The organism is Klebsiella planticola, assembly GCF_000783935.2.
GTDB lineage: Bacteria > Pseudomonadota > Gammaproteobacteria > Enterobacterales > Enterobacteriaceae > Klebsiella > Klebsiella planticola.
In genome coordinates this window covers 169,239-185,260 of sequence record NZ_CP026049.1, presented here as the reverse complement: position 1 = coordinate 185,260, position 16,022 = coordinate 169,239, and the positions used below count along the sequence as shown (strand labels likewise).

13 protein-coding genes and 5 pseudogenes are annotated in these 16,022 nt (G+C 50.9%); 10 read left to right on the top strand and 8 right to left on the bottom strand.

Annotated features, from left to right (window positions below; translation table 11 throughout):
• Positions 1-51: 51 nt before the first annotated feature.
• From MC50_RS28335 to MC50_RS28310, 6 genes and pseudogenes are all read left to right on the top strand, one after another.
• The gene (locus MC50_RS28335; protein WP_004118155.1) at positions 52-900 is read left to right on the top strand and encodes a transporter substrate-binding domain-containing protein; all 849 of its coding nucleotides are present in this window, start codon (positions 52-54) and stop codon (positions 898-900) included.
• 23 nt (positions 901-923) lie between these two features.
• The gene (locus MC50_RS28330; RefSeq protein ID WP_004118931.1) at positions 924-1,595 is read left to right on the top strand and encodes an amino acid ABC transporter permease; all 672 of its coding nucleotides are present in this window, start codon (positions 924-926) and stop codon (positions 1,593-1,595) included.
• A complete protein-coding gene (locus tag MC50_RS28325; protein ID WP_004118928.1) occupies positions 1,592-2,254 on the top strand; it encodes an amino acid ABC transporter permease in 663 nt (220 codons plus the stop codon). The genes MC50_RS28330 and MC50_RS28325 overlap by 4 nt, the downstream gene beginning before the upstream one ends.
• A gap of 4 nt (positions 2,255-2,258) precedes the next feature.
• A complete protein-coding gene (locus MC50_RS28320) occupies positions 2,259-3,077 on the top strand; it encodes an amino acid ABC transporter ATP-binding protein (protein WP_004118925.1) in 819 nt (272 codons plus the stop codon).
• On the top strand, positions 3,074-4,039 hold the full coding sequence (locus MC50_RS28315) for a DMT family transporter (RefSeq protein WP_004118922.1): 966 nt from the start codon (positions 3,074-3,076) through the stop codon (positions 4,037-4,039). The genes MC50_RS28320 and MC50_RS28315 overlap by 4 nt, the downstream gene beginning before the upstream one ends.
• 76 nt (positions 4,040-4,115) lie before the next feature.
• Positions 4,116-5,291, top strand: a pseudogene (locus MC50_RS28310) (IS3 family transposase).
• 11 nt (positions 5,292-5,302) lie between these two features.
• On the opposite strand, the pseudogene MC50_RS28305 reads toward MC50_RS28310, so the two are convergent.
• Positions 5,303-5,652, bottom strand: a pseudogene (locus MC50_RS28305) (IS1 family transposase); the annotation flags it as partial.
• Positions 5,653-6,053: 401 nt separating this feature from the next.
• Here MC50_RS28305 and MC50_RS28300 point away from each other — a divergent pair.
• Positions 6,054-6,161 (top strand): annotated as a pseudogene (locus tag MC50_RS28300) (antirestriction protein ArdA); the annotation flags it as partial.
• Positions 6,162-6,278: 117 nt separating this feature from the next.
• On the opposite strand, the gene MC50_RS28295 reads toward MC50_RS28300, so the two are convergent.
• The 3 genes from MC50_RS28295 to MC50_RS28285 are packed head-to-tail and all read right to left on the bottom strand — an operon-like array spanning position 6,279 to position 10,300.
• Positions 6,279-7,271 (bottom strand): thioesterase, FlK family, encoded by a 993-nt coding sequence (locus MC50_RS28295; protein ID WP_004118901.1) that lies wholly within the window; start codon positions 7,269-7,271, stop codon positions 6,279-6,281.
• On the bottom strand, positions 7,268-8,857 hold the full coding sequence (locus tag MC50_RS28290; RefSeq protein ID WP_004118898.1) for a class I adenylate-forming enzyme family protein: 1,590 nt from the start codon (positions 8,855-8,857) through the stop codon (positions 7,268-7,270). Before MC50_RS28290 ends, MC50_RS28295 begins: the two co-directional genes overlap by 4 nt.
• A gap of 36 nt (positions 8,858-8,893) precedes the next feature.
• Positions 8,894-10,300: a purine-cytosine permease family protein gene (locus tag MC50_RS28285; RefSeq protein ID WP_004118895.1), complete on the bottom strand. Its 1,407-nt coding sequence runs from the start codon at positions 10,298-10,300 to the stop codon at positions 8,894-8,896.
• A gap of 805 nt (positions 10,301-11,105) precedes the next feature.
• Here MC50_RS28285 and MC50_RS28275 point away from each other — a divergent pair.
• Positions 11,106-11,797: pseudogene (locus MC50_RS28275) on the top strand (IS1 family transposase).
• A 222-nt stretch (positions 11,798-12,019) separates the two neighbouring features.
• Here MC50_RS28275 and MC50_RS28270 read toward each other — a convergent pair.
• Positions 12,020-13,387: a formimidoylglutamate deiminase gene (locus MC50_RS28270; protein WP_004118890.1), complete on the bottom strand. Its 1,368-nt coding sequence runs from the start codon at positions 13,385-13,387 to the stop codon at positions 12,020-12,022.
• Between the two features lie 98 nt (positions 13,388-13,485).
• Here MC50_RS28270 and hutC point away from each other — a divergent pair, with 98 nt between their 5' ends.
• Together hutC and MC50_RS28260 are read left to right on the top strand one after the other, a co-directional pair.
• A complete protein-coding gene (gene hutC, locus MC50_RS28265) occupies positions 13,486-14,247 on the top strand; it encodes a histidine utilization repressor (RefSeq protein ID WP_032413289.1) in 762 nt (253 codons plus the stop codon).
• Positions 14,244-14,801 (top strand): HutD/Ves family protein, encoded by a 558-nt coding sequence (locus MC50_RS28260; protein ID WP_040118404.1) that lies wholly within the window; start codon positions 14,244-14,246, stop codon positions 14,799-14,801. Before hutC ends, MC50_RS28260 begins: the two co-directional genes overlap by 4 nt.
• A gap of 86 nt (positions 14,802-14,887) precedes the next feature.
• Here the strand turns inward: MC50_RS28260 and MC50_RS29340 are convergent, their stop codons facing one another.
• The 3 genes and pseudogenes from MC50_RS29340 to MC50_RS28250 form a co-directional block, all read right to left on the bottom strand.
• Positions 14,888-15,058 (bottom strand): hypothetical protein, encoded by a 171-nt coding sequence (locus MC50_RS29340; RefSeq protein ID WP_305956192.1) that lies wholly within the window; start codon positions 15,056-15,058, stop codon positions 14,888-14,890.
• A gap of 7 nt (positions 15,059-15,065) precedes the next feature.
• The gene (locus MC50_RS29335) at positions 15,066-15,401 is read right to left on the bottom strand and encodes an aromatic amino acid lyase (RefSeq protein ID WP_040118403.1); all 336 of its coding nucleotides are present in this window, start codon (positions 15,399-15,401) and stop codon (positions 15,066-15,068) included.
• A 2-nt stretch (positions 15,402-15,403) separates the two neighbouring features.
• Positions 15,404-16,013, bottom strand: a pseudogene (locus MC50_RS28250) (ABC transporter permease).
• Positions 16,014-16,022 lie beyond the last annotated feature (9 nt).

The window sequence follows — 16,022 nt, the reverse complement described above, 5'->3', positions numbered from 1 at the left end:
AGCGAATGAATAAATATTATCAGCGTCATTCAAACTCGCGGAGAAACACTGATGAAAAATAAACTGTGGCTATTACTTTCAATGTCTGCCTTACAACTTTCACCATTATTGATATCTACGGCCCAGGCTGATTTACTGGATGATATTAAGCAAAAAAAAGAAATAGTGATTGCCACCGAAGCGCGCTATGCCCCTTTTGAAATGCTTGAAGATGGCAAAATAGTCGGTCTGGGAAAAGATATTCTCACGGAAGTGATGAAAGGATTACCCGGGGTGAAAGTGGTTCAGCTGGATATTCCATTTCAAGGGATTTTACCCGGTCTGGAAAGCAAACGATTTGACTTTGTGGCAACCTCTTTAACCATCACTCGCGATCGTGAAGCAAAATTTGCTTTTACCGCTCCCTTTTCTGACGCCAGCGTGGCCATTCTGAAACGCAAAGGGGATAGCCGCATTAATAGCGCCAAAGATCTCCAGGGCATGATTGTCGCCAGCCAGGCCGGGGCGCCGCAAATTGCGGTGCTAAAAGAATATGAAGCATCGGTACTTAAACCCACCACCGGTCACGGCGTTAAAGAAATAAAAGCCTTTATTGATTATAACGAAGCCTATGCGGCATTAGCGGCGCACCGTGTTGATGCGGTTGTGCAATCGCTGCCGAACCTCGCGCCGTTGGTGAAGACCCGTGGTGATACGTTTGAAATTGTACGCCCACCGTTTGGCCCGGCCACCTGGTACGCATGGGCCGGAAGAAAGGATGCGGATAGCGCCTCACTGGTCAAATTTATCAGCGACGGCATTGTGCAGTTGAATAAATCGGGAAAACTGGCGCAGCTACAAACGAAGTGGCTGGGTTTTTCTATGGCCGTTCCTGAGCAAGTTCCGACCCCGGCAAACTAATTTGATGGATACTGGAGGGCAATATGTTTGATATTTCAGTGGTGTTTCCCTATTTCCCTCAGCTATTAATTGGCGTGCTCAGTACTCTGGCTGTATCGCTGAGCGCGATTGTCATAGGATTGATCCTTGGTTGGTTAATTTGCCTGGGGTTAAACTCTCCGCGGCGTCTCGTGCGTTGTTTTTGCAAAACCTATGTCAGTTTTTATCGTGGAACGCCGTTACTGGTCCAGTTGATATTAATATTTTATGCTTTGCCAGCCGTAGGGATCACGCTTTCACCATTGCTGGCGGCGGTTATGGCTCTCTCATTAAATACCGCTGCCTTTCAAGGAGAAATTCTTCGGGCTGGCTTTAAAATGTTGCCAAAAGGGCAACTGGAGGCGGCACGAGATTTTGGTTTTTCAGCAGCGCAAACGCTGTTTTATATTCAGATGCCGCAGGTGTTGCGCGCCATGATGCCGGCTTTGATTAATGAAACCATCGATATTATCAAAAATTCGGCATTGGTCTCGGTGGTGGCGGTCCATGAGTTGATGAGAGTGACTCAAACGCTGGCCTCCACCACCTATCGGCCGCTGGAGTTTTATACGGCATGCGGTCTCCTTTATTTTCTGACCTCGTGGGGGCTGAGTATTGTTGGCGCCAGGTTAGAGAAAAACCGTTCATCTTCGGCTCAAAGGGTATTAGCACAATGAATGTTGAAATACTTTTTACCTATAAAGATGCCATTGCTGCCGGTATTTTAATGACCCTAAAAATGAGTCTCGGCGGTATCCTGCTGGGGCTGGCGATCGGGCTGTGTTTTTTTATTCTCGAAAGACAAAAACCGGCTTTATTTAATGTAATATATCATGCATGGATTAATGTGTTTCGCGGCACGCCGTTACTTGTGCAGCTCTTTTTAGTCTTTTATGGTGGTCCCTATATTGGTATTAATCTCGAGGCGCAACAGGTCGGGGTACTGTGCCTGGGATGTTATGGTTCCGCTTATTTTGCGGAAATATTTCGTGCAGGTCGCAATGCTGTCTCAGGTGGGCAAGTTGAAGCGGCGGCAGACCTGGGGTTAAGTCCATGGCAAATATTTACTTTCATTGTCTGGCCGCAAATGCTCGCGCGTATTATCCAGCCATTGATTGGCCAGAGCGTCATTTTGGTAAAAGAGTCGTCGGTGCTATCCATTATTACGGTCGGTGAACTCACCAATACCGCCATGACCATTGCTAACCAGACTTATGCGATGGTTGAAATCTACGCCTTAATGGCCATTGTTTATTGGGGGATCGCGATCGGTATCTCCCGTCTGGGTAATAAAATAGAGCGCCATTATTCTTATTCTCAATTAAGCCGAGGTTAATACTATGCGTGATTATGCTATTGAGATTAACAACCTCAATAAACATTATGGCGAAAACCATGTTCTACGTGGCATCGATGTCAGCATTTCTCCCGGAGAAGTCATCTGCGTGATTGGTGGCTCAGGGTCGGGTAAATCCACGCTGTTACGCTGTATTAACTTTTTGGAAGATTATAGCTCCGGCAGCATTGTGGTGAATGGCGAGAACGTCGGCTATGAACCTCTCGGCGGGGAAAAACGCCGGCGTTTAAGCGACAAGGAAAACCGTCAGGCTTTACGCGACGTCTGTATGGTCTTTCAGCAGTTTAATCTGTGGCCGCATATGACGGTACTCGATAACGTAGCCACGCCGTTGCGGCGGGTTAAAAAGGTCTCCCGTGAAGCAGCCTACGCCGAAGCGAAAACGCAACTGGCACGGGTTGGTCTGGCAGACAAAGCCGATAGCTGGCCCGCGATGTTATCCGGTGGTCAGCAGCAGCGCGTTGCCATCGCCCGGGCATTGACCATGAAACCCGCCATTATGCTGTTCGATGAACCGACTTCAGCGCTTGATCCGGAGCTGGTCGGGGAGGTACTAAAGGTCATCCGCAATCTTGCCGATGATGGTATGACCATGATGATTGTGACCCATGAGATGGGGTTTGCCGCTAAAGTCTCCGATCGGGTGCTGTTTCTTGCCGATGGCTGCATTGAAGAGCAGGGAGCACCGGCGCAACTGTTCCATCAGCCGAAAAGCCCGCGGCTGCAGTATTTTTTGTCGTCGTGGAGTGAGCGCCAGTCGGGGGCTAGATTACCTGAAACGGCATTGCAGGAGTCAGCATGAAGCAAGGGATTACATTTGGCGTACTCGCTGGCGCATGCTGGGGATTCATCTTCCTGCCACCGGTACTGCTACCCGAGATCTCACCACTGCTGTTAACCTGCGGTCGCTTTGCTACCTATGGGATACTGGCGGCAATATTACTTATACCTCAATGGCGCAACATTGCCCGTGTATGGCATCATCGCGATCTGCTGACGCTAATCCGTCTTTCGCTGATGAGCAATGTCCTCTATTTTCTGCTCGTCGCGGTGGCCGTACAGCAGGTCGGTATTGCCGCGACATCCTTAGTGATAGGTTTAATTCCTGTGATGGTTCCGGTGCTTGGTCGCAGGGACCAGCATGCTCCGCCCTTCAGGCAATTATTGCTGCCGATGACGGCTATCATTGCTGGTGTGGTGCTGATTAATCTGCATGCGATACAAACATCCTCGCACCAAGTTACAGAAGGAAAACGGCAGATACTAGGGATCCTTTGTGCCTTCGCTGCATTACTGTGCTGGAGCCGTTACGCTGTCGAGAACTCCCGCTGTCTGAAAAAACTCCCTTACAACAGTAACCAGTGGTCTCTCCTGATAGGCCTGTGTACGGGATGTATTTCGGTACTGCTATGGCTCATCGCCAGTATATTCAGGTTTTCTGCAGTTGACTTGTCGTTACCGGAAAACACTCAAACGCTCTTTTGGATAACGAACATGATGTTAGCCGTGGTCTCCTCATGGCTGGGATATCTGGCGTGGAATCTCTGTTCCCGGCGTCTTCCGGTATCACTGACAGGGCAGATGGTGGTTTTTGAAACCCTTTTCGCGCTGCTATATGGTTTTATCTATTCACAGCGCATTCCGGATCTACAGGAAAGTGCCGCCATTACGCTGTTAATTGGTGGGGTTATGTTTACGTTACATTACCATCAGCACAATCATGGCGGCTACGTGAGTAATAATTCAGAAGTCAATCGGAGTTGATTATGGCTTAACCGGATTCTCGTACATGAATAGACTGGCCCCTGGAATCTTCAGACAGTTGGTATCACTTAAGTTATTGATAGTATTAATACTCATTTTTAGTCTAGTCGCTGGAATCCGGATAATTGATGTTTTAGGACCAGACAAGGGCAGACGGCGCAGCGTTCAGGAAAAAATCGCCATTGTTCAGCAGAGCTTTGATCCAGGCATGCCGGTGTCGCTGCTAGTCAGCTCTTCCTGTGGCGCAAGCAGTATCAGGAAGGCAGCCTCACCGCCGATGCCGCTGGTCAACAGGTTATGCCCGCGTCGGAGCTAGACTCTGCGATGAAGCAAATTAAAGAACTGGAGCGCCTGCTGGGCAAGATGACAATGGGAAACAAGCTGCTGAAAGAAGCCGTTGAATATGGCCGACAAAAAAGTGGATACTGCACGTGCCCTTGTTGCCGGAGGATGGCGAATAAGCCTCGTCAGTCGTTGCCTCCGGATCTCACGTGCGCAACTGCATGCCATGCCCCATATCCATACTGTTATAGGCGCTCTGCCCACCTATGGTTATCGTGGGGTATGGGCACTGCTACGCAGACAATCAGAAACTGACGACATGGCGGTGATCTATGCCAAAATACCTCATCATGCGTCAGAATGCGCTGCTGCTTGAGCGTAAACCGGCAATATCGCCATCGAAGCAGGCGCATACAGGGAAAGAGGCCGTTGGAGAAAGTAACCAGCGGTGGTGCTCTGACGGCTTCGGGTTCAGCTGTGATAATGGCGAAAAACTACAGGTCACGTTCGCCCTGGACTGCTGCGATCGTGAAGCACTGTACAGGGTGGAAAGTAATGGTGGATATGACAGCGAAACCGTACAGGGCGTGATGCTGGGTGCGGTGGAACGACGCTTCGGCAGCAGCCTGCCGTCATCCCCCGTTGAGTGGCTGACGAATAACGGTTCGGCCTACCGGTCTCACCTGACGCGTCAGTTCGCCAGAATGGTAGGACTAGAGCCTGGACATACGGCGTTACGTAGCCCGAAAGCAACGGGATGGCAGAGAGCTTCGTGAAAACGATGAAACGCGACTACATCAGTATCATGCCGAAACCCGATGGGTTAACAGCGGTAGAGAACCTTGCAGAATCCTTCGAGCATTATAACGAATGGCATCCGCATAGTGCACCGTGGTATCGTTCGCCACGGGAATACCTGATGCGGCAAACCAGTAATGGGTTAAGTGATAAAAAGTGTATGGAAATATAGGAGCCAACCCACCCGACGTAGCCCCTCTGCTCTTCCCTTTTTACGCAGACAATAACACCCCAGCCCGCCTTTATCCGCGAGGTTACTGACTGGGGACTGAGTTTTTTAAACGACGGGAAATGGTGTTCAGACCAATGCCGATAATGTGTGGACTGGCACGGCATCCAGAGCCATTTATAGTAATATCGATGATTTTCCTCTGTTGTGTACTGCACTGTAAGGTTGTATAGGTGAAAGTGAGTATCCATGGCTTACGGCACTGCCTGCAGAGATAATGCTGATGACCGGCAGTACTTTTGCCGTTACGGTCTACGCCTTCAGTCACAGCACAAGATGGCGATCCCACGTAAATGGAAGCCATAAAACACCTCAAAAACACCATCTAACACAAAATCAATAAGTTGGTAGCACTACCCAGGATTTTGTGAATGTCAACGACGCAATAACAACGATGTTGCTACGCGCCACATTCATCCCGTTTAACGTTGACCGACGTGCCGCTACTATAGACGGGCCACGACTGATGCAAGGGGAGCATAAACGCTGTCAACTTAACCCGGCCACAGTTTATTTCAAAGGCGCTAACCGCCATCTTCCCATCGTTTTCAGGTTCATTTTTCGCCGTCAAACCGCCCAGCCTCCTCCTGCTGTTTACCCTGCAGCAGCTTCGGTGACGCCCTTGCATCCTCCGTTGTGCTCCCGTTACTTGTGTCGGCACAGTTTAAGCCGGACCCCAGACGACATTGACCACAGAGGTTTTTTATGGGCAACACGACCACCACACCTGCTGCCTAGGTCGGCATTTACCACAATTATTACTGCGGTAGTATTTTCGGCAAATGGTTTGACCTAACGGAGTTTGACAGCAGGGTGGTTTACCGACCTTATCTCCTTTTCGGGTATAACATAGGAATTCCCATCTTTTATGCTGGTCTGAGTCTATAGTGGGGAGAAGGAAGCGTTAGCCTACTTCTCTCCGTCGGTGGCTCAGCAGCGCTCTCCCGCAGATGCCAGCCAAGTGTCCATCATATCAAGGCGGTCATTTCCCCAGAACAGTTTGCCATCGGCAAACACTGCTGGTGCACCAAATACCCCGCGAGCAATAGCTTCATCTGTGTTCGAGACTATGGCTAGCTTCCGGGCTTCATCGCCGATGGAGGAGATGCACGCATTTTTATCTAGCCCTACTGAAGTTGCTAAGTCGCCTAAGATGGCAACATCGCTAATATCCAGACTTTGTGACCAATACGCCTGCATCACCTTGAAGGCGAATGCTTCTCCCAGCCCCTCTTCAACTGCATACAGGGTAGCTCGCAGCGCACGTGAAGGCCGCAACGGGAACTTAGGATGATAACTTAGTGGCAGCCGGCGAATGCGCGCCCAGTCCTGCATATCTTGTTTGAACCAGTTGACAAACGCTGGCGAGGCATCCAACGGTCTACGACCACCTATGCGGTCAATCAAATTAGCCAGATGGAAGGGACGTAGTACTATCATTCTTCCGTACGCAGCGGCAATTTCTCTTAGACGGGGGAAGGCGAGGTAGCACCAAGGGCTGTGAAAATCAAAGAAAAACTCCAGCGGAGCTCCCTCTGGCAGTTTACCATCAGCACGTTCAAAACGGCTGAGTGGCGCTAGAGCACGTTCATGCTTACCGCTCATGATCAATGCTCCCGCTTGATGCGCCTGTACGAAAAACTGCAACCTTTTCTCGTCTGCGCTAATTAACGTCGCCGTACAGCGAACCTCCTGATAAGGCCAGGCGGGTTTATGATGATGTACGTCGACATGGGTTCCCACGCTCACCCAGCCGGACGGTAAGTCTTTTGCTACAGCATCGGCACTGGTCTCCTCCAATAGAGCGATCAACGCTGGTGTCGACACCACTTTCACACCCGTGTTGCCAATTGCAGCTGCTGTTTGGTGCGGCCCAGGGGTGAAGACGCATGTATGTGGATAGCCTGTCACACTCATTTTCATAAAAGCTCCTTCAGTTGCCCATCAAGGGCTGCGGTTTTCAACATGCGCTTGAGGATCTTCCCGCTTGACGTCATCGGCCATTCTACGATGGTAAAGACCCGAGCAGGATGTTTAAAACCAGCTATTTTACCAACACAGGCTTTTCTTATTTCATCTTTGGATAACGGCTTGGTGGACTCAATAGCGGCGGCTACCACTTCGCCGTAAAATTTATCGGGTAGAGCGAAGACTGCAACTTCAGTGATCGACGGATGCTCACGCAGCAGATTTTCTATCTCTACAGGATAGATATTTTCACCACCGCGAATGATCATATCGCGCAGGCGTCCTCCTACCAGTTCGACCCTACCATCGATGTTTAGCCGACCGAGATCGCCCGTATTCATCCAGCCTTGAGGATCGATGCAGCGAGCGGTTTCCTCCGCATCTCGATGATATCCCAACATGACCATTGGCCCACGAACCTGTAGCTGGCCGATTTCCCCGTGGGGGAGTACCACTCCGGTATTCGGATCGCAGACCTGCACTTCAACTCCAGGTAAGGGCAAGCCAGCGGTGGCAAAGCGCTGGGGACTTTGCCAGTAATCTAACGCTATCAGTGTGCTGGCTTCCGTCTGCCCGTAAACCTGCACCAACCCATTAATAGGAAACGCCCGCGCGCACTGTTCCAGAAGTCTCGGATCGCAGTCTGCACCACCGCAGGTTCCGGTACGCAAAGACGAGAGATCGAAATATGGTCTGTCCGGATGCTCTAACATCGCTAAGTAGGACGTGGGGACTCCCGTCAGAACTGTACAGCGCTCCCGTTCTATCAGCGAAAGCATTTGTCCGGCGTCGAAAGCACGCATACCCAAATATGTCGCACCAGCTGTCAGGCATGCCAGAATATTCATGATGCAACCTGCACAGTGGAAGAGCGGAATAATGGATGTCCAGCGATCCATCTCCGTCACTTCCAGCCGCTGCACGGTGCCCCAGGCATTCATCATTATCCCTTCCATACAGAGTTCTGCGCCTTTAGGCCGTCCAGTAGTACCAGAAGTATATTGGATACTAGCCAACTCTCTGGGGGACCATACCCACTCCGTCAGTTCAGCCAAAACGGGTTGGCGCATTACCGCTTCATATTCCATATCATCGAAGTTAATAATGTCTCTTAGGCTAGGGAGTTGAGGATGAATCGCTCGTACCATGGCTAAATATTCGCTGGAGCGAAAACGTTCGGACAGCAAGATGGCAACTACTTGGCTGTGATCGAGAACGTGGCGTAGATCATTATCACGGAAATGAGTATTAACAGGCACCAGTATCGCACCTAAGGCCGAAATTGCAATCTGGGCAACTGGCCACTCAATACGATTTTCTGCCAACAGAGCCACCGGGTCACCCGCTTTTACACCACGACGACTTAGCTCTAGCGCCAACTTGTCGACACTGTCAAGCCAACCTCTGAAGGTCATTCGTTGATTACCAGCATCGAATACCAGAGCTTCTTTATCAGGCCATTTTTCTGCATAATGACGCAGTAAACTGTATGGCGTATTAAGCGACGTTTTTTCGGAAAATGGGTCAACAATATATTTCATGTATGGATCCTTTATTTGGGATTATTATTTTTACTGTTAATCAGTAGCCTGTATTTTCATAGAAGCGGGGGGCAATATTCTGCTGTAAATGTAATACACTATGCCGGTGCCAATCAGGCCAACTAACCAAGAGATATCTGCGCCATCTAACAAGCCTGCAATCGGACCAGTGTAAATACTGCTGGAAACAAAAGGAAGTTCCATTAATAAGCCAATGAAGTAAATGGAAATTACACTCCAGTTCCAGCGGCCATATATTCCTTGTGGATCGTTTAATGCCTGCAGATCGCATTTAGAACGATGCCCCCACTGCCAGTCAGCCAGACAAATTGCACTCCAGGGAGAAATAAAGGTCAGTAGAAATAATAAAAAAGAAGAAAAAGCGTGTATGAAGCTTCCCGAGCCCCATAACGCAATGGAAACAGCTAACAAAATCATGGCTGATACATAAATAAATCGATGACCGACAGAGACGGTTGCTTTTCCTCTGAAACCATTCACAAGCGTCGCACTCGACATATAACTGCTATACGCATTCAATGTCATCATGGTTATTTTGCCGAAGCCTACGACAAAGTAAAGCAAAGATGCGACGAGACCGGATGCCCCCAGATTTACAACGAATTCTACTTCATGTCCGGTAAATGCCACTCCGGCAATAGCGGCGGAAAAAACACCAAATGTCATGGCTGCCTGAGAGCCCAGTGTTGTTCCAGAGGCGGCGGCAAAGAACACTTTCAGTTTTGATGTATCCGTAGGGAGGTAACGTGAATAATCTCCGACATAGGGGCCATAAGCAATTTGCCAGGCCGCCGCCAGTGAAATGGAAAGGATAAACTGGTTGGGAATAAACTTTCTCTGTTCTAGAAGACTGCTAATATTATGGCCAGCTAATAATGCAACGAACATGTAAATAAATGCAATGATGCCGACCACACTCGCGATCCGTGCTAAAGAATGTATGGCGCGGTAGCCTAAGGTGGCAACCAAGATCGTGATGACACCGAATAAAACGATACCCTGCCATTCTGCGGCATTCAAAATTTTTGCCACGGCCTGTCCTGCCAGCAATGTGCCTCCAGCAGAGAACCCTATATATAAAAAACTTACCAGTAAAAGAGGGATGACCGCGCCATAAACACCAAATTGCATACGGCTTCGAATCATTTGTGGCAGTCCTGTAGCTGGCCCTTGTATGGCCTGTAGCCCCATTATGATACTGCCTAATATCTGACCTATAAATAAACCGATTAATGACCAGAAAACATCGCCGCCTAATACAACGGCCAACGCGCCGGTCACAATAGCGGTAATATTAAGGTTAACCCCTAGCCATAATGTAAACTGTCCCATAGCGCTGCCGAAGCGCTCATTATCAGGTACATAATCGATTGACCGTCTTTCTATAACCGTGTGCTTTACAGTGCTAGTGGAATGTTTCATAGATGAATCCTTCGAAAATTACAAGCATATAATCTGAACGGTACGCTGCCTGCTAGCAACATTTACTCGTTCTGCTATAGGCCGCCTGCTGTCATCAACATGAAGACTTAAACTTCTGCCTTTCTGCGATTCAGTCTTTAATACCCGTTTTTTTTGCAGTGCCCCGATAAATTAGGGTGCCGATACCTTGACGATAAACGTGTTATGACGACATACGCCACCACTCCTCATGGGATAAACCTCATATCATTGATTCGAATACCTCAGAAATTAACTACTCTCAGATATTAATTAAGCATGACGTAGTATCATCTTCGATCGTGATGTATTTTTTCCTCCGCCTGAAGTACTCGGCAGTCTCGGGTTCTGGTTATCAACCACCACAAAGTCAGAGCCATCATGTTTAATTCTGTTATTGAAGGTACTCATCGTAATAACCGCCCCTTTACTTTGGTTGTTGGATTTTTCTCATAAAATATAAGCTGTAAGAAAGATTTGATGTACAGTCCTGCATATACAACCTGCATTAGCCATGCCATGATTGCGCACTAAAACATAAAAAGTTGAATTTAAAGCAGTTATTTTTATCTCTGCTGGTTTTACCAGAGCGGAGTTTTGTAAAGTATCCTCAAAGAAATCAATTGTTGATAAAATGTAAGCATGACATGCCCCATTACAGGGATAAACACCTAACATTTGCACCACAATTGAGCAATGAAGTTATCCACTAGGTAATCATTAGCTATTCATGGTGATGCTGCCAACTTACTGATTAAGCGTATGATGGTGTTTTTGAGGTGCTCCAGTGGCTTCTGTTTTTATCAGCTGTCCCTCCTGTTCAGCTACTGACGGGGTGGTGCGAACGGCAAAAGCACTGCCGAACATCAGCGCTATCTCTGCTCTCACTGCCGTAAAACATGGCAGCTACAGTTCACTTACACCGCCTCTCAACCCGGTACGCACCAGAAAATCATTGATATGGCCATGAATGGTGTTGGATGCCGGGCAACCGCCCGCATTATGGGCGTTGGCCTCAACACGATTTTACGTCACTTAAAAACTCAGGCTGCAGTCGGTAACCTCGCGCATACAGCCGGGCAGTGACGTCATCGTCTGCGCGGAAATGGACGAACAGTGGGGCTACGTCGGGGCTAAATCGCGGCAGCGCTGGCTGTTTTACGCGTATGACAGGCTCCGGAAGACGGTTGTTGCGCACGTATTCGGTGAACGCACTATAGCGACGCTGGAGCGTCTTATGAGCCTGCTGTCACCCTTTGGGTGATATGGATGACGGATGGCTGGCCACTGTATGAATCCCGCCTGAAGGGAAAACTGCACGTTATCAGAAAGCGATATACGCAGCGAAATGAGCGGCATAACCTGAATCTGAGGCAGCATCTGGCAAGGCTGGGACGGAAGTCGCTGTCGTTCTCAAAATCGGTGGAGTTGCATGACAAAGTCATCGGGCATTATCTGAACATAAAACACTATCAATAATTTGGAGTCATTACCCTAAATAGCATATTGATTCATGAGATAACCAGAAACTTGTAATTCTGCATTAAAAGGTATTCACCTCCTGAATTGCAAGGAGTGAAGCCAAGCAAGAGGGGCGATGCTTCACGACCGACATGATCCCGTTAGTAAAATCATTTGAATTATTTAAACTTCATTCAGAAACAAAACCGGTTCACCGTCGTTGAACCGGTTTTTTCGATGTCAGACTGCAAGATGTTTCATTACCTGAATAAATGCCTGTGAGACAGATTCTTCTTGATGGTGATGCCCATCCTCAATCACCCAGCGTCCGCCAGTCATCACCGCGGTAATGGGATTAGATGAACAGGCGAAGATCCAACGGTTGAGCAGCATCTGGTCTTCTGCGCTGGCGATAAAGGGGTTCTGGCTATCCAATACGACCAGATCGGCCCGATATCCTACGCTTAGCTGGCCAATGTTTTGGCCCAGCGCTCTGGCGCCGCCTCGTAGTGCCCCTTGATACAGCACGTTGCCAACGTGAGGCTCGCCTGGGACGATGAGCCGGTTGCGGCGCTGGGCTATCAGGCGCTGCCCGTATTCGAACCAGCGTAAATCCTCGCTGACGCTGACGCTAATGTGGCTGTCGGAACCAATTCCCCAGACGCCGTTATTCTCCAGATATTGTGGGCCGGGGAATATGCCATCGCCGAGATTGGCTTCGGTGGTCAGGCACAGGCCGGCCACCGCACCGGATGTGGCGATCTTCATCGTTTCCTGAGGCGTCAGATGAGTGGCGTGGATCAGGCACCAGCGCGAATCCACGGGGAGATGGTTGTACAGCCACTCCACCGGGCGCTCGCCGGACCAGGCCAGGCAGTCATCCACCTCTTTTTGCTGTTCAGCAATATGAATATGAATCGGCTGCTGGCCAGGATGGCATGCCAGAATGGCGCCAATCTGCTCCGGCGTAACGGCCCGTAATGAGTGGAAGCACAGACCGGTACGCTGCATTGGCTCACCGGCCAGCCGCGATGTGAGCGACTCGTACATTGTCAGGTAGCTGTCGCTATCGTTGATAAAGCGGCGCTGTCCAACGGAGGGCGGCTGCGCGCCAAACCCGGCGTAACTGTACAGGACAGGCAGCAGCGTCAGGCCGATGCCGGTATGTTTCGCTGCTCTGGCGATACGCAGCGCTAATTCCGTCCGCTCTTCATAAGGCGCGCCGCTGCTGCTGTGATGCAGATAGTGGAATTCGGCGACCGAGGTGTACCCGGCTTTGAGCATTTCGATGTACAGATAGCTGGCGATGGTTTCCAGCTGTTCTGGCGTAATTTTATCTACCAGCCTGTACATCAGATCCCGCCAGGTCCAGAAGCTATCCGACGGGTTTCCCGCGACCTCCGTTAACCCGGCCATCGCCCGCTGGAAGGCATGGGAGTGCAGGTTTGGCATACCCGGCACGACGACCCCTTTGATGCGCGTCGCATGCGGACTCGGCGCTGCGTTCTTTTCCAGCGCGGTTATGATGCCTTCTTCGGACACGGTTATGCCGACGTTATTTGCCCAGCCATCAGACAAAAGCGCTTTTTCTGCCAACCAGACTGCCATTTTACCACCTTATTATTAGTGCTAATATACTTGTACATATATATACATCTAACAGGTCATAGAGTAAACTGACAACGTCAGCATATGAGGAATAGTTAATGGCGCGTAATGACTTGTCAAATTCGGATTCCGTGGATGAGATACTTGAACATCCCGCCCCCTTTTATGAAAGGGTTAAGGTCATGATCAAAACCAAGATCCACAGCGGGGCATGGCCAGCGAATTACCGTGTTCCCTCTGAAAGCGAACTGGTTACGCTGTTTGGTTATAGCAGGATGACGATTAACCGCGCGTTGCGAGAACTGACCGCGGAGGGCTTGCTGGTGCGAATGCAGGGGGTTGGTACTTTTGTCGCCGAAATTCGCGGTCAGTCGGCGCTGCTGGACATTAACAATATCGCTGACGAAATCGTCAGCCGTGGCCATCGCCACCACGCCAGAGTTTTCAGACTGACGGAAATCGAAGCCGATGCCCAGCAGGCGTTCAGCTTTGGCATGCAGCAGGGTTGCGGTCTGTACCATTCGCTGATTTGCCATTATGAAAATGGCGTACCGGTTATGCTGGAAGACCGACTGGTGAATATGCAGGTTGTGCCTGACTACCTGCAGCAGGATTTTACACGTATCACGCCGAACGCCTATCTCTCCTCAATTGCGCCGATTGTTGAAGGCGAACACGTTATTGAAGCGGTCAACGTCACGCGGGCCGAGTGTGTTTACCTGGAAATTGATGAACATACGCCTTGTCTGCTGGTCAATCGTCGGACGTGGACCGGCCGTCAGGAGAAGAAAATCGTCACCAGCGTGCGCCTGGTCTATCCCGGTCCGCGTTACCGTCTGGAAGGGAGCATGCGCAAATGATCCGTCTGCTCCCTGCCGGGTTGTATACGGAAATGCCCTGGAAAAACGGCCTGGGCGTGACGCGCGAAGTGGCCCGCTATCCGGAATCGGGAGAATATGAATGGCGTATATCCCTGGCGACCATTCGCCAGCCTGGTCCGTTCTCCACATTTCCCGGCTACCTGCGCAATATCAGCGTGCTGGAAGGCGGCGGGATGTACCTGACAATTGATGGGCAGCGCAGCGCATTGATTGCGCCTTTCCAGGCGCTGGGGTTCAACGGCGCGAGCGGCGTATCCTGTGAGATTGTCGGCGGCCCGCTGCTGGATTTTAATGTGATTTACCGGGAAGCCGCTCTGCGGGCGACGGTAAGCTGGTGCGGGGCGGGAACGTGGTCGTATCAGGGCGGACTGCGGTTATTGTTTAATGCCGGGCCCGCGTTGCGGGTGAGCGTCGGCGACCAACGCTATTTACTGGAACATTACGACAGCCTGCTGGTGGATGAAGCGGTGGCGCTGGTTATCCAGGACTCTCCGGGCGTGCGTCTGGCCCGCATCACGCTGGTTCCCCTTTAATCACGCTGCAGGCTCCATCTGCGGCGCCTGTTGTCACTCCTCTTCGCACAATGCCTGCAGCATCGCGCTGAGTTCGCCCTGATGAATCAGGGCGCGTAGCGCATGTATATCGGGGTAGAGCAGCGTATCTTTATCCCGAAACGGCACGCCTGACGCACTCTCTCCAGCGTCGCCTCGCTGCCCACGGCGGCACGCAGCGGGCGATGGAACTTCAGCGCCTGACAGGCGCACAGCAGTTCGATGGCGACGATGTCCACGGCGTTTCTACCGCCTGAAGCGCTTTGCGTGCGGCGGCAACCTCCACATGCTGACATGATCTTCCTGACCGGCGCAGGTGGACACCGTGTGGATACTGACCGGGCCGGCCAGACTGCGGTTATCGCCCGCCAGCGCAGCGGCGACGTAGGGTGGGATCATCATCCCGGAGTACCCCGAATCCGGCGAGATAAGAAAGGCCGGCAGCCCGCTGAGATGCGTATTGGTTATTCGGTCGCAACGGGCCTGGGAAGCGGTGCTCAACTGGGCAATCGCAACGGCCAGCGCCGTTGGCGCACCGCGGATCTGGGGGATACAGCGTATACTAAGCGAGTCCTGAAGCATAATTATCCTCTCTGAGGTTGCCAGCTGCTGAGTTGATGAGTGGCGTAAACCACCAGCATATACAGCAGCAGCGCCAGAATGATGCTGTCCGCGATCCCACCGATGATGGGAGTCAGAAATTGCAGCAGGAAGCACCAGGGTAAACAGCGAGCCGAGCTGTGGTGTGCCAATTAATGCCGCGACGGAAACGATTCTGACCTTAAACACCACGGCAACGCACAGACCGTAACGAATCACCGGCACGGCCAGCGGCGGGTCGTTCTGGAAAAACTGCTGGGCGGGTTTATACCCGAGCGCTGCCGCGGACTGACGGGTATCGGCCGATACGGAGTTCAGCCCGTCGCAGACGGTGCAAACCAGTAGCGCAAAGCTGCCGATGGCAAGTGCGACAACAACATTAATGGGGTCCAGAATCTGCGTGTAGAGCAGCGGGGGCAGCAGCACAAACAGCGCCAGTGACCGAATGGTATACAGTATGCCAAACAGGTTAACGATCGCCGGCTTGACCGATGGCAGGTGGTGAATGCCCCAGGCTACAGGGGGCGCCAGAATTACCCCTATTACTACCTGCACAATTGCGAGATAGCTGTGCCAGAGAAACAGGTTGAAGATTTAATCGCT